The organism is Microbacterium sp. cf046, from assembly GCF_900114345.1.
Lineage (GTDB): Bacteria > Actinomycetota > Actinomycetes > Actinomycetales > Microbacteriaceae > Microbacterium.
The window spans coordinates 172,256-195,471 of the sequence record NZ_FOZJ01000001.1 but is presented as its reverse complement, the minus strand read 5'-3'; the positions used below and the strand labels follow the sequence as shown (position 1 = coordinate 195,471).

The following is a 23,216-nucleotide window of genomic DNA, read 5'->3' as shown; positions in this document are numbered from 1 at the left end:
CTCGCATTCCGGGCCGCCCCATCGCATGCTCACCCTCAGGCTTCCCGCCCCCACAGATAGGCTTCATCCATGACGACGAGTGACGTCGCATCGGTCGAGGAGCCACCGGCCTTCCTCGCGCGGCGCAGACCGAAATCGGGCGGAACCCTCGGCCGGTACCTCCTGGTACGCGCCCTGCTGATCATCCCGACCGTGTTCATCCTGGTCACCCTCGTCTTCTTCCTGATCCGCCTCACCGGCGATCCGATCACGGCCGCGCTCGGCGGGCGCCTGCCCGCGGATCAGCTGGCCGACCGCATCCACGAAGCCGGCTACGACCGGCCGATCATCGTGCAGTACATCGAGTACCTCGGCCAGGTGTTCACCGGCAACTTCGGCACGACCCTCACCGACAACCGGCTGGTCACCGACGTGCTGATCACGTACGGCACGGCCACGCTCGAGCTCGTCGTCTACGCGCTGCTGATCGCCTTCATCGTCGGCATTCCGCTGGGGATGATCGCCGCCGCCAAGCGCGACCACGCACCGGATGCCGGCCTCCGCGTCAGCGCGATCCTCTTCTACGCGACGCCGGTGTTCTTCGCCGGCCTGCTCGCCAAGCTCGTCTTCTCGGTCTGGCTCGGCTGGTTCCCGGTGAGCGGGCGCGCCGACGTGCGCACCGAGATCGCCCTGAATCGGCAGGGCGGGACGGGCTTCTACCTGATCGATGCGATCGCCTCGGGGAATCCCGCGTACGTGCAGGATGTGATCTCGCACGCCGTGCTGCCCGCGATGGTGCTCGGCCTGGTCACCGCCGGCATCTTCCTCCGCCTGGTGCGGACGAACGTCATCGGCACCTTCAACATGCCCTACATCGATGCGGCCCGGTCGCGCGGCATCAGCGAGTACCGGCTCGTGCGGAAGCACGCGTATAAGCCCGCCCTCATCCCGATCATCACGGTCATCGGCCTGCAGATCGCCCTGCTGCTCGGCGGCGCGGTGCTGACCGAGACCACATTCGAGTGGCAGGGCCTCGGATTCCAGCTGACCAAGTATCTCGCCGCGCGCGACTTCGTCGCCGTCCAGGGGATCGTGGCGCTCATCGCGATCCTCGTCGCGCTCACCAACTTCATCGTCGACGTGATCGCGGCGTTCCTCGACCCGAGGGTGAGGTACTGACATGGCCAAGCCCCGCCTACGCGATCGCCTGCCCGTCGTGCACCAGCTGCGACAGAGCGTCGGCCTCCAGCGCGGCATGCTCGTCGCCGGCCTCGTGCTCACTGCGATCTTCCTGCTCCTGGCAGTCCTCGCGCCGTGGCTGGCGCCCTATGGCTACGCCCAGCTGCGCGGCCCGGACGGCCTGTTCGGCGCGCAGCAGCCACCGAGTCCGGAGCATCTGCTCGGCACGACCGTCGGCGGCTACGACGTGCTCTCCCGCACGATCTGGGGTGCGCAGACGGCGCTGCTGGTGATCATCGTGGCGCTCGTGCTCTCGGTCTTCATCGGCATCTTCCTCGGGCTGGTCTCCGGGTACCTGGGCGGCTGGCTGGACCGCGTGCTCGTGGTCATCGCCGATGCGATCTACGCGTTCCCGACCCTCCTGCTCGCGATCGTCGCGGCGATCGCGATCAGCGGCGGCCAGTCCGGGCTGTGGCCGGGAATCTTCGCCGCCGCAGTCTCGATCACGGTCGTGTTCATCCCGCAGTACTTCCGCGTCGTCCGCTCCGAGGTCGTGCGCGTCAAGGCGGAGGCGTTCGTCGAGTCGGCGAAGGTGATCGGCGCGTCGACCTCGCGCATCATGTTCGTGCACGTGCTGCGCAACGCGACCCGCTCGCTTCCGCTGATCGTGACGCTGAACGCCTCGGAGGCCATCTCCACGCTCGCTGCGCTCGGCTTCCTCGGGTTCGGCATCGAGCCGACGGCCGCCGCCGAGTGGGGCTACGACCTGAAGGAGTCGATCGGAGACGTCTCGGCCGGCATCTGGTGGACGGCCATACCCCCGGGCGTCGCGATCCTGCTCGCCATCCTCGGGATCACGCTCATCGGCGAGAGCCTGAACGACCTCGCCGATCCGCGCCTGCGCGCCCGTCGCCGGGCCGGCAAGCAGACACCGGCGGACGCGGTGGCCGCCTCGCAGCCGATCACGCGCGAGTTCATGGGAGAGGTGGAGTGATGGCCGCCGTGCCGGCAGCATCCCAGGCCCTCGCGGTCGACATCCGCGAACTCGACGTGTCGTTCGCGACCGACGGCGGCGATGTGCACGCCGTCCGCGGCGTGACCCTCGACGTGCGTCGGGGCGAGGTGCTCGCGATCGTCGGCGAGTCCGGCAGCGGCAAGACCGTCACCGCGCGGACGATCCTCGGGCTCCTGCCTGAGACGGCCCGGATGGGCGGCGCGGTCATCCTCGACGGCACCGACGTGGTCGGGCTCGGCAAGAAGGAGCTGCGCGACGTGCGCGGCACGAAGGCCGCGATGATCTTCCAGGAGCCTTCGACCGCACTGAACCCGGTCTTCACCGTGGGCTGGCAGCTCGCCGAGGGCCTGCGTGCCCACGGCAAGTACACGAAATCCGAAGCGCGCGCGCACGCCATCGAGATGCTGCGACGCGTCGGCATCCCCGATGCCGAGCACCGCGTGGACGACTATCCGCACCAGTTCTCGGGCGGACAGAAGCAGCGCATCGTGATCGCGACGGCGCTCGCGCTCGACCCGACCGTGATCATCGCCGACGAGCCCACCACGGCACTCGATGTGACCGTGCAGGCGGAGATCCTCGAGCTGCTTCGCCGCCTTCGCGACGAGGACGGCACCGCGATCGTGCTGATCACCCACAACATGGGCGTCGTCGCCGACCTCGCCGACCGGGTCGCCGTCATGCTCGACGGCGAGATCGTCGAGACCGCCACCGCGACCGAGCTCTTCGCCGCCCCGACCCACGAGTACACCAAGAAGCTGCTCGCCGCCGTACCGCGGCTCGAGATCAGCGACCGGCAGCTGCCGGAAGGATCGACCACGGCCGAGCCGATCGTCGTCGCGCAGGATCTCGTGATCGAGTACGCCGGCCGATTCCGGCGCGCCGCGTTCCGGGCAGTCGACCGCGTCAGCTTCAAGATCGGCCCCGGCGAGGTGCTCGGGCTTGTCGGCGAGAGCGGCTCGGGCAAGACCACGATCGGCCGCGCCATCGCCGGCCTCACGCCTGTCGCCGGCGGGTCTCTGCGCGTCCTCGGCACCGAGATGCTCGGCGTCAAGGAGCGGGATTTCAAGCGTCAGCGCAAGGAGCTGGGGTTCGTCTTCCAAGACCCCGCCACGAGCTTCAACCCGCTGCTGACGATCGCCCAGAACGTCGCCGAGCCGCTCATCGTGCACACCGACATGAAGGACGCGGATGCCGCGCGCTCCAAGGTCGATGAGCTCCTGGAGGCCGTTCAGCTGCCGAAGGCCTTCGCGGAGCGCTATCCGCATGAACTCTCCGGCGGGCAGCGCCAGCGGGCCTCGCTCGCGCGGGCGCTCGCCCTCGACCCGAAGCTGCTGATCGCTGACGAGCCGACGAGCGCACTGGACGTGTCGGTGCAGGCCCGGGTGCTGGAGCTCTTCCGCGAGCTGCAGGAGCGCTTCGGCTTCGCCACGCTGTTCATCACGCACGACCTCGCAGTGGTCGACCTGCTGGCGCACAGCATCGTCGTGCTGCACAACGGCGAGATCGCCGAGGAGGGTCCGACCGCGCAAGTGCTCGGCAACCCCCAGGACGCCTACACGAAGCGCCTCATCGCCTCGCTGCCGGTCCCCGACCCCGTGGAGCAGGCCGCACGCCGTGCCGTCTGGGACGCCACGCGGGAGAGCTGACCCGCCGCCGAGCCGTCAGGGACTCAGCATCCCGAAGAACACCTCGAACAGGCCGAACTGGCCTGCGAGCCAGAACGCCGCGAACACCCCGAGCACGACGATCGCACCCCACGGCACGCCGCGCTTGAGGCGGCGGCCGGACAGTGCCACGCCGGGTGGAGGTCCGAGCGCCTGCGTCGGGGCGGCGAACGGCAGCGCGGTCGCGGTTGCGGATGCCGGATCGCCGGCGACCGCCGCCACACCGGCGACGCCTGCACCCGGCGTGGCGGCACCGAACGCCGCGGCATCCGTCTGCAGCTTCTCGTCGCGCCAGCGCGCCCACTGCGCGAACTTGTCAAGAAGCGCCGCGACGACCGAGAACAGCCAGGCCCACGTCGCCGGGTCGAGGCTGGAGAACTCGCGCTTGCCGTAGAGGAAGAGCCAGTCGTCCACGATCTCCACATCCAGGGCCGCGGCATGGTCGATGAAGCGGGCCATGATGTCGGGTGTGAACAGGTACAGGGCGTCCTGCTCGTAGCCTTCCGGGCAGTACAGCGAGAAGTGCTGGTCGAAATCGCCCTCGAGACTGAGCTTCTGGTCCCGGTCGAACGTGGCCGGCAGGTTCGAGCCGAAGAGACTGTTGTTGCTCGTCGCGTCGAGCACGATGTTCGGCAGCGGCACGTCGAGCTTGATCGCGACATATCCCCAGCGGTGAGTCGTGCGATTCTTGCCCGAGCCGGTCGTGTACTGGTAGTTCGCGAACTCGACGAATCGCGGCTCCTCCCCGCGGACGAGGTCGCTCGAGGACCGCGCGCCGCCGACGTTGAAGATCATGCCCGGCAGTGCGGGCGCGGGCAGCGATGGGAGGAAGGTCATGCCGTTCGCCGCCGCGAATCTGCTCAGCCGATACCAGCGCTCCTGGCCGCCGAGGCCACCGCGCACCACCGCGATCACGATGGCCGCCATCGCACCGCCGACCACCAGGATCGGCAGGACGGCTCCGATCGCGCTGATGATCAGCGGGCCGCCGATGTCGCCCGACCCGATCGATGCCAGGGCGCTCAGGATGGACGCGGCCACCGTGATGAACACGGAGCCGAACACGATGAAGAACGCGGCGCCCATGATGATCGCCACGGTGCGGGCTCCCGAGCTGAAGACGGAGCCGACCGCCCCGCTCTGACGCAGCCGGCGGGTGTACTCGCGCACCGCGTTGCGGTCCACCGGCTCGACGAGCGGACGAGGATCGAACGGGACCGCGCTCACGTGAGTCCGCCGAGTCCCGACCGCATGCTCACACGGTACTCCGGGCCGGTCCGGCAGGACGTGCGCGAAGGCGTCGAGGATCCGGCACGGATCGCCCTGACATCGCGGCGCGACCGCCCGAACCGTCGCAATCTCCCAGCGGATTCCCCGCGCCGCGGCCGGAGACGGCACGATAGGAGGGGCTCGAGGAGGAGGCGTCATGACGAACGACCGACGTGAGATCGGGGCGCTGCGGACGGCATCCGACGTCCTCGCGATCGATGCGCTGCTGAGCGCCGGCGAACTGGCCGTCCGCGACCGGGTGCGCTCGTTCGTCGACGCCGAGATCCGCCCGAACATCGCCGACTGGTTCGACCGCGCGCACTTCCCCGCCGAGCTCGCGCCCGCATTCGGCGAGCTGGGCGTGCTGGGCATGAACCTCGAGGGGTACGGATGCCCCGGTCGCAGCGCCGTCGAATACGGGCTGGCGGCGCTCGAACTGGAGGCCGGCGACTCAGGGCTGCGCACCTTCGTGTCGGTGCAGGGGTCGCTCGCGATGGGTTCGATCCACCGCTGGGGCAGCGAAGAGCAGAAGCAGGAATGGCTGCCGCGCATGGCGTGCGGCGAGGCGATCGGCAGCTTCGGGTTGACCGAGCCGACCGCAGGCTCCGACCCGTCGAGCATGAAGACCTTCGCGCGGCGGGACGGGTCGGATTGGGTGCTGACCGGATCCAAGCGCTGGATCGGCCTCGCATCGATCGCGGCGCTCGCCGTGGTGTGGGCGCAGACCGACGACGGGGTCCGCGGGTTCATCGTGCCGACCGACGCGCCCGGCTTCCATGTCTCCGTGCTCGAGCCCAAGCTGTCGATGCGCGCGTCGATCCAGGCGGAGCTGCACTTCGACGACGTCAGGCTGCCCGAATCCGCTCTGCTTCCCGGCGCACGCGGTCTGCGCGGGCCGTTCTCGGCGCTGAACGAAGCCCGCTACGGCATCGTGTGGGGAGCGCTGGGCGCCGGGCGCGACAGCTACGAGGCCGCACTGCGATACGCCCTCGAGCGGGAGCAGTTCGGCCGACCGATCGCCGGATTCCAGCTGACGCAGCAGAAGCTCGTCGACATGGTCGTGGAGCTGCAGAAGGGCGCACTGCTGGCCCTGCACCTCGGCCGCCTGAAGGACGCCGGCCGGCTCACCCCGGTGCAGATCTCGCTCGGCAAGCTGAACAACGTGCGGGAGGCGATCGCGATCGCCCGAGAGGCCCGCACGATCCTCGGCGGCAACGGCGTGCTGATCGAGCACTCCCCCATCCGCCATGCCGCGAACCTGGAGTCCGTGCGCACCTACGAGGGCACCGACGAGGTGCACACCCTGATCCTCGGAGAGCACCTCACCGGCATCGGGGCATTCCGGTGACGAATGCCGCGGCCGCAGGCCCGCTCGCCGGGCTGATCGTCGCGGACTTCTCGCGCGTGCTCGCCGGGCCGTACTGCACCATGCTGCTCGGCGACCTCGGCGCGACGGTCGTCAAAGTCGAAGGACCCGCCGGCGACGAGACCCGCCATTGGATGCCGCCCACCCGCGCCGGAGCGCATGGCGACGAGGCGACCTACTACCTGTCGGTGAACCGCAACAAGCGCGCGGTGACCCTCGATCTGCACGACGCCGCGGGCCGGGCGACCGCTCAGCGGCTCGCCGGCCGGGCAGACGTGATGATCGAGAACTTCAAGCCGGGCGGGACCGCGCACTTCGGACTCGACTACGCGAGCGTGAAGGCGCACAACCCGGGTGTGGTCTACGCCTCGATCAGCGGGTGGGGGCCGGGCTCGGACCTGCCCGGCTACGACGTGCTCGCCCAGGCGCTCTCCGGGCTCATGAGCGTCACCGGTCCGCGCGACGGCGAGCCCACCAAGGCCGGAGTCGCGATCGTCGACGTCGTGACGGGACTGCACGCCGCGGTCGGCATCCTGGCCGCACTGCGCCACCGCGAGGCGACCGGCGAGGGCCAGCGGATCGAGGTCAATCTCCTGTCCTCCGCGCTGTCGGCCCTCGTCAACCAGTCCGGAGCGTATGCGCTCGCCGGCGTCGTCCCGCAGCGACTGGGCAACGATCACCCCAGCATCTTCCCGTACGGACCGTTTCGCACCGGGGAGGGCGAGCTCGTGATCGCGGTCGGCAACGACGGGCAGTTCGCACGGCTGTGCAACGCGCTCGCCGCGCCCGCCCTGGCAGCCGACCACCGCTACGCGACCTCGCGTGCGCGCGCCGCGAACCGCGAGGAACTGCGACCCGCGCTCGAAGCCGCACTGGCCGCCCGCTCAGCCCGCGACTGGTACGACCTGCTCACCGCGGCCGGTGTCCCGTGCGCGCCGATCCTCGACGTCGGCGAGGCATTCGCGTGGGCCGACGAGCTCGGGCTCGATCCGGTCGTGTCGGCGGGCGCCGATGGTGAGCGGATGCCGGGGGTGCGGCATCCGATCTCGTTCTCGGCCACGCCTGCGGCGTACCCCCTCGCCCCGCCCGCCCGGGATGCCGACCGGGCATGGCTGGACGCCTTCCTCTCATGAAGCCCATCCGGCCCGGATTCGGGCTCAGGCGCGGCATCCGGTAGCATAGGAGGGTTGTCCGGACCGCACCCCTGCGTGCGCACGCCGGGCGACGTGCACACACCCTCCTGCTGTCGAGAGATGCTCGGCGGCCGTTCTAGTCCGAAGGAGGTGGGTTAGTGACGCACCAGTACGAACTCATGGTCATTCTGAGCCCCGAGATCGATGAGCGACAGGTCGCTCCGAACCTCGACAAGTTCTTGAAGGTCATCACGAACGACGGTGGCTCGATCGACAAGGTCGACATCTGGGGCAAGCGCCGTCTTGCGTACGAGATCCAGAAGAAGAACGAGGGCATCTACGCCGTCGTCGCCTTCACCGCGACCAGCGCAGCGACTCAGGAGCTCGACCGTCAGCTGAAGCTCAGCGAGACCGTCATGCGCACCAAGGTCCTGCGCGCCGAGGAAGCGATCGCCCTGATCGAGTCCGAGCGCGTGCGCGCCGAGGAGAAGGCAGCCCGCAAGGCAGCCCGCCCCGCCAAGCCCGTCAAGCAGGACGCGTAGCGACGATGGCCGGCGAGACGATCATCACCGTCGTGGGAAACCTCACGGCTGATCCCGAACTGCGCTACACGCAGAACGGACTCCCCGTCGCGAACTTCACGATCGCGTCGACGCCGCGCAACTTCGACCGTCAGGCCAACGAGTGGAAGGACGGCGAAGCGCTGTTCCTCCGCGCGAGCGTGTGGCGCGAGTTCGCCGAGCACGTCGCAGGGTCGCTGACCAAGGGCTCCCGCGTCATCGCGACCGGTCGTCTCAAGCAGCGCTCCTACGAGACCCGTGAGGGCGAGAAGCGCACCGCGATCGAGCTCGAGGTCGACGAGATCGGCCCCTCGCTCCGCTACGCCACCGCACAGGTGACGCGCGCGGCCGGCGGCGGGCAGTCCCGCGGCCAGGTCTCGGACGAGCCGTGGTCGACGCCCGGCACGCAGTCCGCTCCGGCGGCCGGCGGTTCGAGCAGCGGCAGCGGCGACTCGTGGGCCGCCCCCGGCGCCTACGGCGACGACACGCCGTTCTAGGCACCCGGTGGTCGAGTAGGCGCGTCCGCGCGCCGCATCGAGACCCAGACGATCGCAGACGCCTCAGCGCGAGGCATCCGTTCATCAATCTTCAAGTAAAGGAACAACCATGGCTGGAAAGTCAAGCGGCGACCGCCGCAAGCCGCGGAAGGGCGCGAAGAACGCCGCTCCCGCGAAGCCGACCCGCGTCGGCGTGATCGACTACAAGGACGTCGCCACGCTGCGCAAGTTCATCTCGGAGCGCGGGAAGATCCGCGCCCGTCGTATCACCGGTGTCTCCGTGCAGGAGCAGCGCCTCATCGCCCGCGCCATCAAGAACGCGCGCGAGATGGCACTCCTGCCCTACGCCGGCGCCGGCAGGTAGGGACGGGATATGTCGAAGCTCATTCTCACGAACGAGGTCGCCGGGCTCGGAAGCGCCGGCGACGTGGTCGAGGTCAAGAACGGGTACGCCCGCAACTACCTGATCCCCCAGGGATACGCAGTGGCGTGGAGCCGCGGTGGCGAGAAGCAGGTCGCGTCGATCCGCGCCGGCCGCGAAGCCCGCGTGATCCACGACCACGAAGAGGCCGTCGCGCTCAAGGACGCCCTCGAGTCCAACAAGGTCAAGCTCACCGTCAAGGCGGGCGCCGAAGGGCGCCTGTTCGGCTCGGTCAAGACCGGCGATGTCGCTGACGCCGTCAAGGCCGCAGGCCTGGGCGATCTCGACAAGCGCAAGATCCACATCACGTCGCCGATCAAGGCCGTGGGCGAGCACGAGGCGACGATCCGCCTGCGCGACGACCTCACCGCCGTGATCACGATCGTGGTGGTCGCCGCCAAGTAGCCGCAGTTCGGTCACCGCGGCGCTCGATCCCCGACCTCGTCGAAGGATCTGCCGCAGGTCTCCGACGGCGCACGGATGCCGCAGCCCGGCCCTCTCAGAGGGTCAGGTCTGCGGCATCCGCCTTTTGCGGTTCGCGCCGCGGGGCGGATCGAGCCAGGCGCTCGACCCGCCGCCGCGCTACGCGACCCGCCGCCGCACGACCGCGGCACCGCCGGCGACGATGAGCACGAGACCCATCAGAAGCGCGGCGAGTCCGCTTGTCCCCCCTGTTGCGGCGAGCTGAGTCGAGCCGGCCGATGCGATCGAGCCGATCGCGTCGGCGGTCTCACCGGTGGTTCCGGTCGTTCCCGGGGTTCCGGGGGTTCCGGGGGTTCCGGGGGTTCCGGGGGTTCCCGGGGTGCCCGGCGTACCCGGTGTTCCGGGAGCACCCGGCGTCACGACCGTGCTGTCGCCGATCACGGACACGGCGTTGCCGCCGATCGTGATCGGGGCGTTGATCACGGGGATGAGCTGGTTTCCGCTGAGGATCCCGTCTTCACCTGAGGTGGTCGGTGCGACCCAGGTTCCGCCGCCGTTGCCGGTGGTGGTGCCGTGGCTGCCGCCGATGACGGTGCTGTCGCCGATGACGGAGACCGCGTTGCCCGTGACGTTCACGGGGGCGTTGATCACCGGGATGAGCTGGTTTCCGCTGAGGATCCCGTCTTCACCTGAGGTGGTCGGTGCGACCCAGGTTCCGCCGCCGTTGCCGGTGGTGGTGCCGTGGCTGCCGCCGATGACGGTGCTGTCGCCGATGACGGAGACCGCGTTGCCCGAGACCGTGATCGGAGCGGTGACGGAGGCGATCAGCTGGTTTCCGCTGAGGATCCCGTCCTCCCCGCTCGTGACGGGTCCCTCGGTGGGCTCGGCCGTCGTGGTGGTGGCGACTGGCGCTGCCGCGGGCGCGGTGTTCACGACAGTGCTGTCCCCGATCACGGAGACCGCATTGTCGGTCACCGTGACGGGCACGGCGACGCTCACCAGAGCCTGGTTGCCGGACGCGATGCCGTACTCCCCGCTGGTGATGGGCGACTCGGCCGGCGGGGCCGATTCGGCCGGCGCGGATGCTGGGCTCGCCGCCTGTCCGCTGTCGACGACTGTGCTGTCACCGATGACCGATACCGCGTTGCCGACGATGCTGACCGGGGCGGTCACATCGACGAGGGCTTGGTTGCCGGACAGCAGCCCGTCCTCGCCCGTTGTCTCGGCCGCGTTCGCGACCGTCGCGCCGAACAGCGTTATGCCGCCGGCGAGGAGCGTGCCCACGAGGGCGCGCTTGATGATGGTGTGCATGATCTCTCCTTGAGATGTGCTGACTGATGGATGCGCGAATGCGCGTGGACGCTCAGCCGTCGACGAAGGACGGCAGGGTCTCGGTCAGTCGGGAGAGACGTCGGTGGCAAGCACGGGCGCGGGCGGCGCCACGTCGTTCTCGAGTCCGCTGCGGCGCATCCAGGCACGGTATGCGACGACGAACCCGAGGGCGACCAGCACCCACGCGCCGGGACCCGCACCACCGGGTCCCATCAGAACGGAGTCCGCCTGCATGACAGAGCGGAGAAGAGCAAGGATTCCACCGACTGCGGATCCGCTGACGAAGGAGCCGTCGGAGAAGGACAGGAGGGTGGACGATTCCGAAGAGAAAGCCTCCCAGGCGACCACGCCTGAGAGATAGGCGGCACGCACCAGGACGCCCAGCGCGTCGGCTGCGGCGCCGGAACCGGGGATCGCGGCAGGAACGCCCGCGACGCCGTCGAGGCCCGGGAGCGGCGGCACAGCGGGATCGGAGACGATTCCCTCGGCGGCGCCGATCACGTCGGAGACCGTGCCGCCCACTGCGGTCGCGGTGCCGGTCAGCAGGCCGTCGACGCTCGTGCCGACGGCCGAGACCGCGGTGTCGCCACCGAGCGCGGAGACCGCATCCCCGACGACGGGAACTTCGGCGACGACGCCCAGCGCAACGTCTGCGATCGGCGCGACGACGCCGTCCGCCGGCAGCTCGGTGACGCTCGCGACGGTCGACTGCACGACGTCGACGACTGGCGCGACGGGCTGTGAATCCGTGGCGGGTGCGATGGCGGGGGCGACGCTCTCGACGACCGGGGCCGCCGTCTCGCCGACCGCGGCCGCGGTATCCGCGACGACGCCGGTGGCGGCAGAGGCGGTTCCTTCGACGGTCGAGCCGACGGTGTCGAGCAGCCCGTTGCCATCCGCCGCGCTCGCGGATGAGCCGCTGAGACCCAGGCTGAGCGAAAGGATCATCCAGGCGAACGCCACACCGGCGCCTGCGAGCAGCATCTTGGAGATCCTCGACAAGTGCTGCGAGTCTGCGGTGTCCACGTTTCACCTCCTGTTGACGACTGACGTCAATCCGTCTTCGAGTGAAAACAGATCGTAAGGGGTGCCTGGAGCCACGACGCTAGCCCACACTGTTCACCGTGTCCAGTCCCTGTTGCGCAGATCGCCTCATCGTCACCTGAGTTTGTGCACAGGGCGACGCCTATCAGAGGCAACCTTCAAGCGGGACTTCAAGCACATCTCAACTCACAATCAGCGTCTTGAAGAATGCCAGATCAGAAGCGAGAAATCGAACCACATCCAATCGCTCTCCGGACTTTTCCACAGACGTTGTGCACAGGCTTCTCGGCGTTTCGCGCAGCTTGTCCACAGACTTATCCACAACCGTTGTTGCAAGTCGCTGAACCCGTCTCTAGCGTGGGGTTCGGCCCACGGGGGATTGGCGCACGGCACGTCGACGCAGACGTTGTCGGGGGTTCGTGTTCTGCTGAAAGCGGGACGAGGGGATGCTGCGGCATCCGGTCTCGTCCTGCTGGAGTGCGTTCGCGCGCGCCGCGGTCCCGGGTGAACCCTGCTTTGTCGTGGCCGGATGATGTGAAGGAAGTGCATATGTCGATCGCCGACATCTCGGACGAACGCCTTGGGGGGCAGCGTCGGGAGCACGAGCGAACGCCCCCGCACGACCTTCTCGCGGAGCAGAGCGCGCTGGGCGGCATGCTGCTGTCGAAGGATGCAGTGGCCGATGTGATCGAGACGCTCCGTGGCGTCGACTTCTACGTCCCGAAGCACGAGCTGATCTTCGAAGCGATCCTGACCCTCTACTCGCACGGCGAGCCGACCGACGTCGTCGCGGTGACCGACGAGCTCATCAAGTCCGGAGAGCTGCAGCGCGCCGGCGGCGCCGACTATCTGCACACGCTCACCTCGATCGTGCCGACCGCGGCCAACGCCGGGTACTACGCATCGATCGTCTCGGAGCGAGCGCTGCTGCGCCGACTCGTCGACGCCGGAACGCGCATCGTGCAGATGGGCTACTCCGGTCAGGGCGAAGCGCTCGACCTGGTCAACAACGCGCAGGCGGAGATCTACGGCGTCACCGGTGCGGACGCCGCCGAAGACTACGTGCCCCTCGAGGTCGCCGTCAGCGCAGCGGTCGATGAGATCGAGGCTGCGCGAGGCCGCGACGGTCAGATGACCGGCATCCCGACCGGCTTCTCGGGTCTCGACCAGCTCACCAACGGGCTGCACCCCGGGCAGATGATCATCATCGCCGCCCGCCCCGCGATGGGTAAATCGACACTGGCGCTGGACTTCGCACGCTCGGCGGCGATCAAGCACGACTTCCCGACCATCCTGTTCTCCCTCGAGATGGGGCGAAGCGAGATCGCGATGCGGCTGATGAGCGCCGAGGGCGCGGTGCCGCTGCAGAACATGCGAAAGGGAACGCTCGACTCCCGCGACTGGACCACGATCGCCTCCACCCGCGGCCGCATCAACGATGCCCCGCTGTTCATCGACGACAGCCCGAACATGACGCTCGTCGAGATCCGGGCGAAGTGCCGTCGCCTCAAGCAGCGCCAGGGCCTGAAGATGGTCATCATCGACTACCTGCAGCTCATGACCAGCGGCAAGCGCGTCGAGTCGCGACAGCAGGAGGTGAGCGAGTTCTCCCGCGCGCTCAAGCTGCTCGCGAAGGAGCTGCAGGTGCCGGTCATCGCGCTGTCGCAGCTGAACCGCGGCCCCGAGCAGCGCGCCGACAAGAAGCCGGCGCTCTCCGACCTGCGCGAGTCGGGCTCGATCGAGCAGGATGCCGACATGGTGGTGCTGCTGCACCGTGAGTCCGCCTATGAGAAGGACAGTCCGCGTGCCGGCGAGGCCGACCTCATCGTCGCGAAGCATCGCAACGGGCCGACCGACACGATCACCGTCGCGTTCCAGGGTCACTTCTCGCGCTTCACCGACATGGCAGTCGGGCTTTAGCGGGTCGCTTCGGACAGCTCCCCGCCCACGGCGTCGGTCAGCCAGTCGCACCACAGGGACACCGCCCGCCAGCGCTCGCGGATCATCTCGAGGGCGTCGGGACTCCACATCCACGGCGCGGGCTCGTCATCCCGGCCCACTGCCAGGCGTCGCAGACGCAGCAGCTCGATGCGGGGATGATCTGGGCGGTAGCCGCGCGGTGCGGTCCGGAGCGCATCGCCGGTCATCGGAGCGAAGCCCCGGCGATCGAGGTCCGCGAGCAGGCGCTCGAGCCGGGCTCCGGAGGTGGGGTCGTCGACGATCTCGCGGAACCTCGCCAGAGCGGCCGTCGGCACGTCGTACGCCCCGCCGCCGGTCACGAGACCCTCGTCGGAGAGCTGGATGTAGTGCGCCGGCCGCGCACGGGTGACCATGCCGATGTGGAGTTTGTACGGTGACTTGTCCGCACTGAACCGCACGTCGCGGTACGGACGGAACACCTTCATCTCACCGAACTCGCCGGTCAGCTCGCCCGCGAGATCTTCGAAGGGACCCGTGACGTGCTGGTCGTAGCGCGCGCGATTCGCCGTCCACCACTCCTTGGAGTTGCTCTCCCGCAGCTCCGCGTAGAAGGCGAGTGCGTCGGGATCGAATCCGGTGAATGCCACGGCGTGATGATAGCCCCGGCCGGGTCGGGGCGCGCAGAGCGTGGATCGGCGAGGAGGGGCGGCCGGCCTGGCACGATGAGACGGTGGACCAGCCTGACGTCGTCGCAGCGATCGCGGATGCCGCGCGCGCGAGTCGGATCGAAGGTGTGCGCCTGATCGGGATCGACGGACCGTCCGGGTCCGGCAAGTCGACGATCGCCCGGCCGGTGGCCGAGGCGCTCGAAGCGCCCCTCATCGAGATCGACGACTTCGTCTCGTGGGTCGACTTCGCCGGATGGTGGCCGAGGTTCGAGACGCAGGTCCTCACGCCGCTGCTCACCGGCCGGACGGCCCGTTACCAGGTGCGCGACTGGGAGGGCGACGAGTTCGGCGACGCGCTCGCAGGCTGGAAGCGGGTGGCGCCGCATCCGTTCGTCGTCCTCGAAGGAGTCACCTGCACGCGCCGGGAGATCGCCGATCGCCTCGCCGTCCGCGTCTGGGTCGACGCGCCCGCGCACGAACGGCTGCGCCGCGGCATCGAGCGGGACGGCGAGAGGCATCGGCCGCTGTGGGAGCGATGGATGCTCGAGGAGACGGAATTCTTCGCGCACGACGGGACGAGATCTCGCGCCGACATCACCGTCGACGGCACCGTCTCGACGGCCGGGTGACCCGCGAGGCGACCCGGCGCCGGCAACTAGACTGGAGGTCCCGCCTGTGAATCCCAGGACCGCACCGCGCCAGGAATCGTCGTGACAAAAGCCCCCGCCACCCGCAGCTTCGAACTGCGTCATGTGCAGATCGCACGTGCGGCGTTCGCGGCGATCGCGGCCGTGATGGTGACGTTCTCACCCGATCACTCGGCGGCGATCGGACTCTCGATCTTCAGCGGGTTCGCTCTGGCGACCGGCTTCGTCCTGCTCGCGGCCGGATGGCTCGTGTACACCGTCGACACCCGCTGGTCCACCGTCGGCCTCGGCTCGCTCTTCGTGATCGCCGGACTGCTGGCCGGCGTGGCGCAGCTGCGCACCGTCCCGATGTTCTTCGTCATCGTGATCGGCTGGGCCCTGCTGGCCGGGCTCGTCGAGACGATCACCGGTGCCCGCGGACTGCGGGCGACGCGCGGGCTGCCCAAGACGGATGCCGCGCGCTCCGCGTCGCGCGATGCCCTGACGGTCGGCATCCTGACGATCGCGCTGGGTCTGGGCCTGCTCCTGGTGCCGACCCGGTACGCACTGCAGTACACGATCGAGGACGCGAACGCGACCTTCACGCTCACCGGCATCATCATCGGCGTCGGCGTCTTCGGCGCGTACGCGGCGATCATCGCGGTGTATCTCGGGATCGCGGGATTCTCGCCGCGCAAGCGCCTCCCGGCCACAGCCGATGCATCCGGCGACCAAGCTGCCGCGGAGCACCCGGGCGACGGACCACGCCAAGCCGCGAACGACGAGAGGGGCAAGGCATGACCGACGACAAGCCGACCCGCCGCGACCTGATGAAGCCGATTCAGCTGCTCGGGCTCGCGTTCGGAGCCGCGCTCTTCGCGGGTGTCGTCACCCTCGTGTCGGTGGGCTTCTTCCAGCAGCGCAGTCCCGAGCAGGCTCCGGCGGCGCTCACGCTCGCGCTGATCATCGCAGGCGTCACCTTCATCGTCGTGCTCGTCGTCGTCGCGCTCCTGCTGCTGGCGGTCGACCCGGCACAGGTCAAAAAGCAGATCGACCGGCCGGTCCTGCTGCCCGACGAGAACGCCGACGGCACGGCGCCGGATGCATCGGCATCCGGCGAGCCGAAGGCCTGATTGCGGCTCGGGCTGGGGTGTTTCGTCTCGGTCGCTACGCTCCCTCGCTCAACGACCGGGGAGAGGGCTAGAGCTCGTCGACGAGCCGCGACGCGAGGCCGGTGTAGGTCGCAGGGGTGAGGGCGAGCAGTCGCTGCTTCGCGGCATCCCCGATGTCGAGTCCCTCGACGAACTCCGCGAGCTGGGCACCGCCGACCCGCCTGCCGCGGGTGAGGTCCTTCAGAAGTGCGTACGGATCGGTGATCTGCGATCGTCCGGCGGCGATCTCCGCGCGCACGACGGTCTGGATCGCCTCGGCGAGCACCTCCCAGTTCGCGTCGAGGTCGGCATCCAGCACCGCCTGGGCGAGGGAGATCTCGCCGAGCCCGCGCTGGAGGTTGTCGAGCGCGAGCAGCGAGTGCCCGAGCGCGACGCCGATGTTGCGCTGGGTCGTGGAGTCGGTGAGGTCTCGCTGCAGACGTGAGGTCACCAGGGTCGAGGCCAGCGTCGTGAGCAGTCCACCCGAGATCTCGAGGTTGGCTTCGGCGTTCTCGAAGCGGATCGGGTTGATCTTGTGCGGCATCGTCGACGAGCCGGTCGCGCCTGCGACGGGGATCTGGGCGAAGTACCCGAGGGAGATGTACGTCCACACGTCGGTCGCGAGATTGTGCAGGATGCCGCCGGCGTGACGCACCCGGTCGTAGAGCTCGACCTGCCAGTCGTGCGATTCGATCTGCGTGGTCAAGACGTTGAACCCGATGCCGAGTCCCTCGATGAACGACCGCGAAAGCGCCGGCCAGTCGACGTCGGGTTCAGCAGCGAGATGAGCGGACCATGTGCCGGTCGCGCCGGAGAACTTCGCAAGGTAGTCGGAGGACTCGATCTGAGCAGCGACACGCTCCAGGCGCCAGACGAACACGGCGAGCTCCTTGCCCATCGTCGTCGGCGTCGCGGGCTGGCCGTGCGTCCGCGAGAGCATCGCGGCGTCCCGGTGCTGGTCGGCCAGCTCGCGCAGGGACCCGATGACGCCGCGGAGCTTCGGCAGCCAGACCGTCGAGATCGCGCGCTGGACGGTGAGGGCGTATGCCGCGGAGTTGATGTCCTCGCTCGTGCAGGCGAAATGCGTGAGCTCGGCGACCGGATCCAGACCGAGCTCGGACAGCCGGTCGCGCACGAGATACTCGACTGCCTTGACGTCGTGCCGGGTGACGGCCTCCTTCGCTGCCAGCCAGTCGATCTCGGCCTGGCCGAAATCGCGATACAGCCCGCGCAGGCTCTCCTTGTGAGCCTCGGCGAGCGGCGACGACCCGAACAGCGACCGGTCGGTGAGCGCGACGAGCCACTCCACCTCGACCTCCACCCGGGCACGGTTCAGGCCAGCCTCGGAGAGGTAGTCGGCGAGTGGACCGACGACGGCGAAGTAGCGGCCATCGAGGGGGCTCAGAGGCTGGGGAGGAAGGGAGGTCACGGGACTTCATCTTACTGAGGGGCACTCCAGCGGCCCCGACAGATACCCGTAACCACCGCTTCACCACAAGGGGGTTCCGGCTGTCCGGCCCCGCGCATAGGTTGGTGGTGCAGTCCGATGTCCCCCCCTCGATCGGAGTCTTTCGTGCGCCGTCTCAGTGTCGTCTCGGCATCCACCGCCATCGCCGCCCTCGCCCTGACCGGAGTGACCGCACCCGCGCTCGCCGCGCCGGGCGGGGTCGTCATCAACGAGTTCTCGGCGAGCACCGCCGGCACCGACGTGGAGTACGTCGAGCTGCTGGCGCCCCCGGGGACCGATCTGTCGGCATATCGAGTGCTCGAGATCGAAGGCGATGCGACGGCGACCGGCGACCGGTCGCCCGCCGGCGTGGTCGACGAGGTCATCGCGTTCCCGGCGCCCGACGCTTCGGGACGCTCACTCGTGAGCCTCGCCGCCAATGCGCTGGAGAACGGAACCCTCAGCCTGCTGCTGGTCACGGGAACCGTCCCGGCGCTGAACGCCGACCTCGATGCGGACACCGACGGCGTCATCGACGCCTCCGCCGGGCTCACGATCGTCGATGCGGTCGCCGTGACCGACGGCACGGCTGGGGATCTGACGTATGGCGGGGTGAGCCTCGGCGTCTCCTACGACGGGCAGCCGTTCGCCCCCGGGGGCGCGTCGCGCATCCCCGACGGCACCGACACCGACACCACCGGCGACTGGGTGCGCAACGACTTCGACCTCGCCGGCATCCCGAACTTCACGGGGACGCTCGTCCAGGGTGAAGCGCTCAACACGCCCGGTGCGGTGAACACGCCCTGGATCGACCCGGGTCCGCAGCCGGGTGACGCGGACTGCGACGCGGAGGTCGTCTCGATCGCGTCCGTCCAGGGCTCCGGCGCCGCATCTCCCGTCGCGGGGCAGGTCGTGCGGGTCGAGGGTGTCGTCGTCGGCGACTTCCAGTCGGCCGGCGGACTCAGCGGCTACTACCTGCAGGATGCCGGTGACGCGGACCCCGCGACGTCCGACGGCGTCTTCGTCTACGCACCCGGCGCGGCGACCGACGTCTCTGTCGGGGACGTGGTGAACGTCGCCGGGACGGTGAGCGAGTTCGCCTCGGCCGGCGGATCGCTCACCGAGATCACGGTCGGCGGAGTCGAGGTCTGCGCGACCGGGGCGGCTCTGCCGACCCCCATCGCCGTGACGCTGCCCGCCACCGAAGCGACCCGCGAGTCGCTCGAGAGCACGTCCGTGACGTTCCCCCAGCCGCTCTCGATCCTCGAGTACTTCGAGTTCGGACGGTTCGGAAGCGTCGAGGTCGGACTCGCGCGCCAGATGCAGCCCACGGCCGTCTTCGAGCCCGGCTCGGCCGAGGCGACGGCGCTTTTCGCTCAGAACGCCATCGAGCGGATCACGCTCGACGACGGTCGCGGCGTTCAGAACCCTGATCCGCTGATCCACCCGGACGGCGCCGAGTTCGCTCTGACGAACACGTTCCGCGGCGGCGACCTGCTGACGGGCATCACCGGCGTGATGGACTACCACTTCGGCGGGTGGAGCGTGCAGCCCACCGCCGCCGCCGAATACACGTCCACGAACCCGCGGCCGGCGGTACCCGAGGTCGGAGGCACGGTCACCGTCGCCAGCTTCAATGTGCTGAACTACTTCACGACGCTGAACGACCGCGGAGCGAACACGCAGGCCGAGTTCGACCGCCAGGAAGCGAAGATCGTCAACGCGATCGCGCAGATCGACGCCGACGTCGTCGGACTGATCGAGATCGAGAACAACGGCACCGCGGTCGCCGCACTGGTCGAGGCGCTGAACGAGAAGATGGGCGCCGGCACCTACACGCACATCCAGACCGGCGTGATCGGGGCGGACGCGATCACGACCGCGCTGATCTACAAGCCCGCGAGGGTGCAGCCCGAAGGAGCGTTCGCGACACTCACGTCGGCCGTCGACCCGCGCTTCCTCGACATCAATCGGCCGGCGCTCGCGCAGACCTTCACCGAGGTCGGCGGCAGCGAGCCGGTCACCGTCGTCGTCAACCACCTCAAGTCGAAGGGCTCGGACTGCAACGCCCTGGGCGACCCCGATCTGGGTGACGGCGCGGGCAACTGCAACGTGACGCGCACGCAGGCGGCCACAGCCATGGTCGAGTGGCTGGCCGGTGATCCGACCGGTCAGGGCGCGGGTCGCGAGCTCATCATCGGAGACCTCAACTCCTACGACAAGGAGGACCCGATCGATGTGCTGACCGGGGCCGGCTACACCGACCTGGAGTTCAAGTTCCAAGGCGAGAACGCGTACTCATATGTGTTCGACGGAGCCCTCGGATACCTGGACTACGCCCTGGCGGGCACCGACCTCCTCGAAGACGTGACCGGAGCGTCGGCGTGGAAGATCAACGCCGACGAGCCGCCGCTGCTGGACTACAACACCGAGTTCAAGTCGGCGGATCAGGTCACCGAGCTGTTCGCCCCGGACCCGTACCGCTCCAGCGATCACGACCCGGTGGTGATCGGGCTCGACCTCACCCTGCCCGACACGACGCCGCCGACGATCACGGCGACCGCCGACCCGGCGTCGATCTTCCCGCCCAACGGCAAGGCCCGCACCGTGACGGTCACGATCGACGCCGCGGATGAGTCCGGTGACGTGACCGTGGAACTCGTCTCGGCCACAGCGGCCGGGAACAAGAAGGCATCGATCACCCGCCTGAGCGATACGACGTTCTCGGTGACCGCTGCGGCCGGCGCGGTGTACACGATCATGTACAGGGCGACCGACGCCGCAGGCAACACCGCGACGGCCTCGACCGTGGTGCGGGTGGGCAGATAGTCAGACCCGCCTCGATCCGCCCCGCGGTGCCACCGCGGGGCGGATCGCCGGCTCGAGCTGGCGGAACAGCGCGCGGCTGCCGCTCTCGATCATGACGAGCACCTCGTCGAACATTCCGGGACCGGCGTAGTACGGATCCGGAACATCGAGTGTCCGCGCGTGCTGATCGAACGACATGAGCAGCGCGATCTTGTCGGCGTCGGCCTCGTTCCTTGCCCACCCGCGCAGGATGCGCTCGTGGCTGCGGTCCAGCGCGACCACGAGATCGTTGCGCGCGAAGTCGCCGTGGGTGAACTGCCGGGCGCGATGTCGGTTGCCGTCATAGCCATGACGGTCGAGCGCGTCGATGGTGCGCTGGTCGGCGCGCTCGCCGACATGCCAGTCACCCGTGCCGGCGCTCGTCGAGGCGACTCGATCACCCAGGCCCGCGGCATCCGCGAACCAGCGGAACACGACATCAGCCATCGGCGACCGGCAGATGTTGCCGGTGCACACGAACACGACGTGGAAAGGCTCCACGGCGCTGTCAGTCATGCGTCCATTCTGCGACCGTCGGGCAGTTCCTGCACAGCACACTTCGAATGACGGTTCTCCCCAGTGCCGCGACGGACAGCTCGCACCCGGCTCCGCGTCGTCGAGAGTATCCCGCATGCCGATCGCGTCAATGAACATCGCCAGCCAGGCCCTCGAAGCAATCGAGTCGGCGCAGCGACAGCTCGGCGAAGCCGTCGGCTGCCTCGCCGACCTGTCGACGCGCGCGGTGTGCGTCGCCGACGCGACGGACTGGAGGACGGATGCCGCACAGCTGTTCCACGCAGATGCCGATGCCTGGCGACGAGACGTCGCGACGCTCTCCGGAGCCGTGGACGATGCTCGGGACGAGGTGGGCCGGCTGCGATCCCGCATCGAAGCGCACGTCTGGAGGTACGGCGTGTGAGCGACGATCTCGACATCCGCGGAGGAGGCGCGGTCGCGGTCGACACGGCGACCCTGCGCCGCGCGGCCGACGGGTTCACGGGGCTCGCGTCGGACCTGACCGACGTCGCGGGGCTCGTCGGCTCGGCGGGTCTGCGTCTGTTCGCCGCGACGGACGCCGCGTACGAGGTGTCGTCGGCGATCGAACTGGTGCGGCGGCGGATCCTCGCCGTCGCCGAAGGGGCAGTCGACATCTCAGCAGCCCTGCGCTCGGCGGCGGCCGTCTACGAGATCGTCGAACTGCGAACCGAGCGCGCCGCCGCCGCTTCGGCGGGTGACAGCGCCGCAGTCGCGCGCATCGACGCACGACTCGGCGCACTCGGGCGAGAGTTTCCGGAGGCGGACGGGCAGGCCACGGTCGGAGCACTCGCACACTGGCTGTCGTGGCCGAACGGGCTCGCTGCACAGGCGCCGGGCGTGCTCTGGTGGCTTGCTCCGGGGATGCATGCGTTCGCCATTCCCCTTGCGTGGTCCATCCAGCGGGCTATCGGCGGGGCCGGGGCGGGCACCGTCGCCTCGACGTCCCGGCTGCGGGGCAGCACGACGGCGGTGATCGTCTCGCCCGTCGCAGCGCGGGGCGCGACGACGGCGCCGACTTCGCTCGCCGAGGCGGCGGCGCGCATCCCGACCGGGGGCGAGTCGCGCATCCGCGTCGAGCGGTACACGATGCAGGACGGCTCGCACCAGTTCGCGGTCTACGTCACGGGCACAGAGACCCTCCTTCCCCAGACCAGGGAGCCGTTCGACATGGGCTCCAACGTGCAGCTCTACACGGGTGAACGGTCCGCTTCGTACGACGCGACGGTTGCCGCACTCGAGCAGGCGGGAGCACAGACGGGCGATGTCGTCCACGCCTTCGGCCACTCGCAGGGTGGGATGGTGCTCTCTCACGTCGCCCTCGAGGGCGGCTTCGACACCAGGACGCTCGTCACGTTCGGGTCGCCGGTGGAAGCCGATGTGGGTCCGGGAACCCTGAGCATCGCGCTGAGACACAGCGACGACCCGGTCGCGGCGCTGGCGGGAGGCGGGCACGCGGGTGCGGTGGGTGCGCCCGGCAGCTTCGTGGCGGAGCGAACGGCCGATCCACGCCCGGGTCTGCACGACCTCGCGCTGGCCGTCCACGGCATCGAGGGCTACACCCGGACGGCGGAGGTCCTTGACGCATCCGGCGACGCACGCATGACCGCGGTCGAGTCTGTCTTCGACGAACTGCGCGGGGCTGCATCCGTGGACGTCACGGAGTACAGCGCGATGCGGGTCGCACCGGAGCCGCTGCCGCGACCCGCGGTAGCGCCGTCGAGTCCGATCAGTCCTTCGACTTCGGGCGGAGGATGATGCCGAAGACCCAGTTGATCAGCGAGATGATGATCGCCGCGACGACACCCCACCAGAAGTCCTCGACGCGCAGGCCCCAACTCCAGAAGCTCGTGATCCACGCGGTCAGCCACAGCAGGAACGCGTTGATGATCAGCCCGATCAGGCCGAGCGTGAGGATGTAGATCGGGAACGCCAGGATCTTGATCACGGTGCCGATGATCGTGTTCACGAGGGCGAAGATCGCGGCCACGACCAGCAGGGTGATCACGAGCTGGAGCGTCTCGCCCGGCGGGAACGCGATGATCGTCACCTGCAGTGCGGGGATCAGTGTGACGACCCAGATCGCGAAAGCATTGACGACGACGCGGATGAGGAAACCCATAGTCCGTCAGTCTGCC

Annotated in this window: 23 protein-coding genes; 16 read left to right on the top strand and 7 right to left on the bottom strand. The window is 69.1% G+C overall.

The genetic code is table 11. The annotated features are described in order from the left end of the window. Window positions 1-69 precede the first annotated feature (69 nt). Genes BM349_RS00940 through BM349_RS00930 form a run of 3 tightly spaced genes read left to right on the top strand, consistent with a single transcriptional unit; the run spans window position 70 to window position 3,822 of the window. The gene (locus tag BM349_RS00940; protein ID WP_091701249.1) at window positions 70-1,158 is read left to right on the top strand and encodes an ABC transporter permease; all 1,089 of its coding nucleotides are present in this window, start codon (window positions 70-72) and stop codon (window positions 1,156-1,158) included. 1 nt (window position 1,159) lies between these two features. Beyond that, window positions 1,160-2,152, top strand: a complete 993-nt coding sequence (locus BM349_RS00935) for an ABC transporter permease (RefSeq protein ID WP_091701248.1) — start codon at window positions 1,160-1,162, stop codon at window positions 2,150-2,152. Then, a complete protein-coding gene (locus BM349_RS00930; RefSeq protein WP_091701245.1) occupies window positions 2,152-3,822 on the top strand; it encodes an ABC transporter ATP-binding protein in 1,671 nt (556 codons plus the stop codon). Before BM349_RS00935 ends, BM349_RS00930 begins: the two co-directional genes overlap by 1 nt. Before the next feature lie 15 nt (window positions 3,823-3,837). On the opposite strand, the gene BM349_RS00925 is transcribed toward BM349_RS00930, so the two are convergent. Further along, window positions 3,838-5,067: a hypothetical protein gene (locus BM349_RS00925; protein ID WP_091701242.1), complete on the bottom strand. Its 1,230-nt coding sequence runs from the start codon at window positions 5,065-5,067 to the stop codon at window positions 3,838-3,840. Window positions 5,068-5,266: 199 nt separating this feature from the next. On the opposite strand from BM349_RS00925, the gene BM349_RS00920 reads away from it, so the two are divergent. The 6 genes from BM349_RS00920 to rplI all read left to right on the top strand — a co-directional run bounded on the left by BM349_RS00920 (window position 5,267) and on the right by rplI (window position 9,491). Then, complete coding sequence (locus BM349_RS00920) at window positions 5,267-6,457, top strand: acyl-CoA dehydrogenase family protein (protein ID WP_091701239.1); 1,191 nt, start codon at window positions 5,267-5,269, stop codon at window positions 6,455-6,457. After that, window positions 6,454-7,608 carry a CaiB/BaiF CoA transferase family protein gene (locus tag BM349_RS00915; RefSeq protein WP_254773673.1) on the top strand — a complete coding sequence of 385 codons (1,155 nt, stop codon included), beginning with the start codon at window positions 6,454-6,456 and terminating at the stop codon, window positions 7,606-7,608. The genes BM349_RS00920 and BM349_RS00915 overlap by 4 nt, the downstream gene beginning before the upstream one ends. Window positions 7,609-7,766: 158 nt before the next feature. After that, complete coding sequence (rpsF, locus tag BM349_RS00910) at window positions 7,767-8,150, top strand: 30S ribosomal protein S6 (protein ID WP_091701237.1); 384 nt, start codon at window positions 7,767-7,769, stop codon at window positions 8,148-8,150. A gap of 5 nt (window positions 8,151-8,155) precedes the next feature. Continuing rightward, entirely contained in the window at window positions 8,156-8,665 is a 510-nt protein-coding gene (locus BM349_RS00905; protein ID WP_091701235.1) for a single-stranded DNA-binding protein, read from the top strand. A 109-nt stretch (window positions 8,666-8,774) separates the two neighbouring features. Then, on the top strand, window positions 8,775-9,029 hold the full coding sequence (gene rpsR / locus BM349_RS00900; protein ID WP_091701232.1) for a 30S ribosomal protein S18: 255 nt from the start codon (window positions 8,775-8,777) through the stop codon (window positions 9,027-9,029). 9 nt (window positions 9,030-9,038) lie between these two features. Beyond that, window positions 9,039-9,491 (top strand): 50S ribosomal protein L9, encoded by a 453-nt coding sequence (rplI, locus tag BM349_RS00895; RefSeq protein WP_091701228.1) that lies wholly within the window; start codon window positions 9,039-9,041, stop codon window positions 9,489-9,491. A 177-nt stretch (window positions 9,492-9,668) separates the two neighbouring features. Here rplI and BM349_RS00890 read toward each other — a convergent pair whose 3' ends face one another. Together BM349_RS00890 and BM349_RS00885 are read right to left on the bottom strand one after the other, a co-directional pair. Further along, window positions 9,669-10,820 (bottom strand): chaplin family protein, encoded by a 1,152-nt coding sequence (locus BM349_RS00890; RefSeq protein ID WP_091701223.1) that lies wholly within the window; start codon window positions 10,818-10,820, stop codon window positions 9,669-9,671. A gap of 84 nt (window positions 10,821-10,904) precedes the next feature. Next, entirely contained in the window at window positions 10,905-11,867 is a 963-nt protein-coding gene (locus BM349_RS00885; protein WP_091701219.1) for a hypothetical protein, read from the bottom strand. Between the two features lie 567 nt (window positions 11,868-12,434). Here BM349_RS00885 and dnaB point away from each other — a divergent pair. After that, window positions 12,435-13,805 carry a replicative DNA helicase gene (gene dnaB / locus BM349_RS00880; RefSeq protein WP_091701215.1) on the top strand — a complete coding sequence of 457 codons (1,371 nt, stop codon included), beginning with the start codon at window positions 12,435-12,437 and terminating at the stop codon, window positions 13,803-13,805. On the opposite strand, the gene BM349_RS00875 is transcribed toward dnaB, so the two are convergent. Continuing rightward, window positions 13,802-14,452 carry a DUF2461 domain-containing protein gene (locus BM349_RS00875; protein ID WP_175525144.1) on the bottom strand — a complete coding sequence of 217 codons (651 nt, stop codon included), beginning with the start codon at window positions 14,450-14,452 and terminating at the stop codon, window positions 13,802-13,804. The genes dnaB and BM349_RS00875 overlap by 4 nt on opposite strands. An 83-nt stretch (window positions 14,453-14,535) precedes the next feature. Here BM349_RS00875 and BM349_RS00870 point away from each other — a divergent pair, with 83 nt between their 5' ends. The 3 genes from BM349_RS00870 to BM349_RS00860 all read left to right on the top strand — a co-directional run bounded on the left by BM349_RS00870 (window position 14,536) and on the right by BM349_RS00860 (window position 16,232). Then, on the top strand, window positions 14,536-15,102 hold the full coding sequence (locus tag BM349_RS00870; RefSeq protein ID WP_217645630.1) for a uridine kinase family protein: 567 nt from the start codon (window positions 14,536-14,538) through the stop codon (window positions 15,100-15,102). Between the two features lie 81 nt (window positions 15,103-15,183). Further along, window positions 15,184-15,900: an acyl-CoA synthetase gene (locus BM349_RS00865; RefSeq protein WP_091701206.1), complete on the top strand. Its 717-nt coding sequence runs from the start codon at window positions 15,184-15,186 to the stop codon at window positions 15,898-15,900. Continuing rightward, window positions 15,897-16,232 carry an amino acid transporter gene (locus tag BM349_RS00860; protein WP_091701202.1) on the top strand — a complete coding sequence of 112 codons (336 nt, stop codon included), beginning with the start codon at window positions 15,897-15,899 and terminating at the stop codon, window positions 16,230-16,232. The genes BM349_RS00865 and BM349_RS00860 overlap by 4 nt, the downstream gene beginning before the upstream one ends. A gap of 67 nt (window positions 16,233-16,299) precedes the next feature. Here BM349_RS00860 and purB read toward each other — a convergent pair whose 3' ends face one another. Next, entirely contained in the window at window positions 16,300-17,679 is a 1,380-nt protein-coding gene (gene purB, locus BM349_RS00855) for an adenylosuccinate lyase (RefSeq protein ID WP_091701198.1), read from the bottom strand. Window positions 17,680-17,823: 144 nt separating this feature from the next. On the opposite strand from purB, the gene BM349_RS00850 reads away from it, so the two are divergent. Next, window positions 17,824-20,526 (top strand): ExeM/NucH family extracellular endonuclease, encoded by a 2,703-nt coding sequence (locus BM349_RS00850; RefSeq protein WP_254773672.1) that lies wholly within the window; start codon window positions 17,824-17,826, stop codon window positions 20,524-20,526. Here BM349_RS00850 and BM349_RS00845 read toward each other — a convergent pair whose 3' ends face one another. Then, on the bottom strand, window positions 20,527-21,060 hold the full coding sequence (locus BM349_RS00845; RefSeq protein ID WP_091701188.1) for a low molecular weight protein-tyrosine-phosphatase: 534 nt from the start codon (window positions 21,058-21,060) through the stop codon (window positions 20,527-20,529). A gap of 115 nt (window positions 21,061-21,175) precedes the next feature. On the opposite strand from BM349_RS00845, the gene BM349_RS00840 reads away from it, so the two are divergent. Continuing rightward, window positions 21,176-21,463 (top strand): hypothetical protein, encoded by a 288-nt coding sequence (locus BM349_RS00840; protein WP_091701185.1) that lies wholly within the window; start codon window positions 21,176-21,178, stop codon window positions 21,461-21,463. After that, a complete protein-coding gene (locus tag BM349_RS00835; RefSeq protein ID WP_091701181.1) occupies window positions 21,460-22,836 on the top strand; it encodes a hypothetical protein in 1,377 nt (458 codons plus the stop codon). Before BM349_RS00840 ends, BM349_RS00835 begins: the two co-directional genes overlap by 4 nt. Here BM349_RS00835 and BM349_RS00830 read toward each other — a convergent pair. Next, complete coding sequence (locus tag BM349_RS00830; RefSeq protein WP_091701177.1) at window positions 22,808-23,200, bottom strand: phage holin family protein; 393 nt, start codon at window positions 23,198-23,200, stop codon at window positions 22,808-22,810. The two genes, BM349_RS00835 and BM349_RS00830, sit on opposite strands and share 29 nt — an antisense overlap. Window positions 23,201-23,216 lie beyond the last annotated feature (16 nt).

What these genes read in the sequence shown, in the direction of transcription:
- BM349_RS00940 (WP_091701249.1), top strand. Translation starts at nt 70, where the DNA reads ATGACGACGAGTGACGTCGCATCGGTCGAGGAGCCACCGGCCTTCCTC.
- BM349_RS00935 (WP_091701248.1), top strand. Translation starts at nt 1,160, where the DNA reads ATGGCCAAGCCCCGCCTACGCGATCGCCTGCCCGTCGTGCACCAGCTG.
- BM349_RS00930 (WP_091701245.1), top strand. Translation starts at nt 2,152, where the DNA reads ATGGCCGCCGTGCCGGCAGCATCCCAGGCCCTCGCGGTCGACATCCGC.
- BM349_RS00920 (WP_091701239.1), top strand. Translation starts at nt 5,267, where the DNA reads ATGACGAACGACCGACGTGAGATCGGGGCGCTGCGGACGGCATCCGAC.
- BM349_RS00905 (WP_091701235.1), top strand. Translation starts at nt 8,156, where the DNA reads ATGGCCGGCGAGACGATCATCACCGTCGTGGGAAACCTCACGGCTGAT.
- rpsR (WP_091701232.1), top strand. Translation starts at nt 8,775, where the DNA reads ATGGCTGGAAAGTCAAGCGGCGACCGCCGCAAGCCGCGGAAGGGCGCG.
- rplI (WP_091701228.1), top strand. Translation starts at nt 9,039, where the DNA reads ATGTCGAAGCTCATTCTCACGAACGAGGTCGCCGGGCTCGGAAGCGCC.
- BM349_RS00890 (WP_091701223.1), bottom strand. Translation starts at nt 10,820, where the DNA reads ATGCACACCATCATCAAGCGCGCCCTCGTGGGCACGCTCCTCGCCGGC.
- dnaB (WP_091701215.1), top strand. Translation starts at nt 12,435, where the DNA reads ATGTCGATCGCCGACATCTCGGACGAACGCCTTGGGGGGCAGCGTCGG.
- BM349_RS00860 (WP_091701202.1), top strand. Translation starts at nt 15,897, where the DNA reads ATGACCGACGACAAGCCGACCCGCCGCGACCTGATGAAGCCGATTCAG.
- BM349_RS00845 (WP_091701188.1), bottom strand. Translation starts at nt 21,060, where the DNA reads ATGACTGACAGCGCCGTGGAGCCTTTCCACGTCGTGTTCGTGTGCACC.
- BM349_RS00840 (WP_091701185.1), top strand. Translation starts at nt 21,176, where the DNA reads ATGCCGATCGCGTCAATGAACATCGCCAGCCAGGCCCTCGAAGCAATC.
- BM349_RS00830 (WP_091701177.1), bottom strand. Translation starts at nt 23,200, where the DNA reads ATGGGTTTCCTCATCCGCGTCGTCGTCAATGCTTTCGCGATCTGGGTC.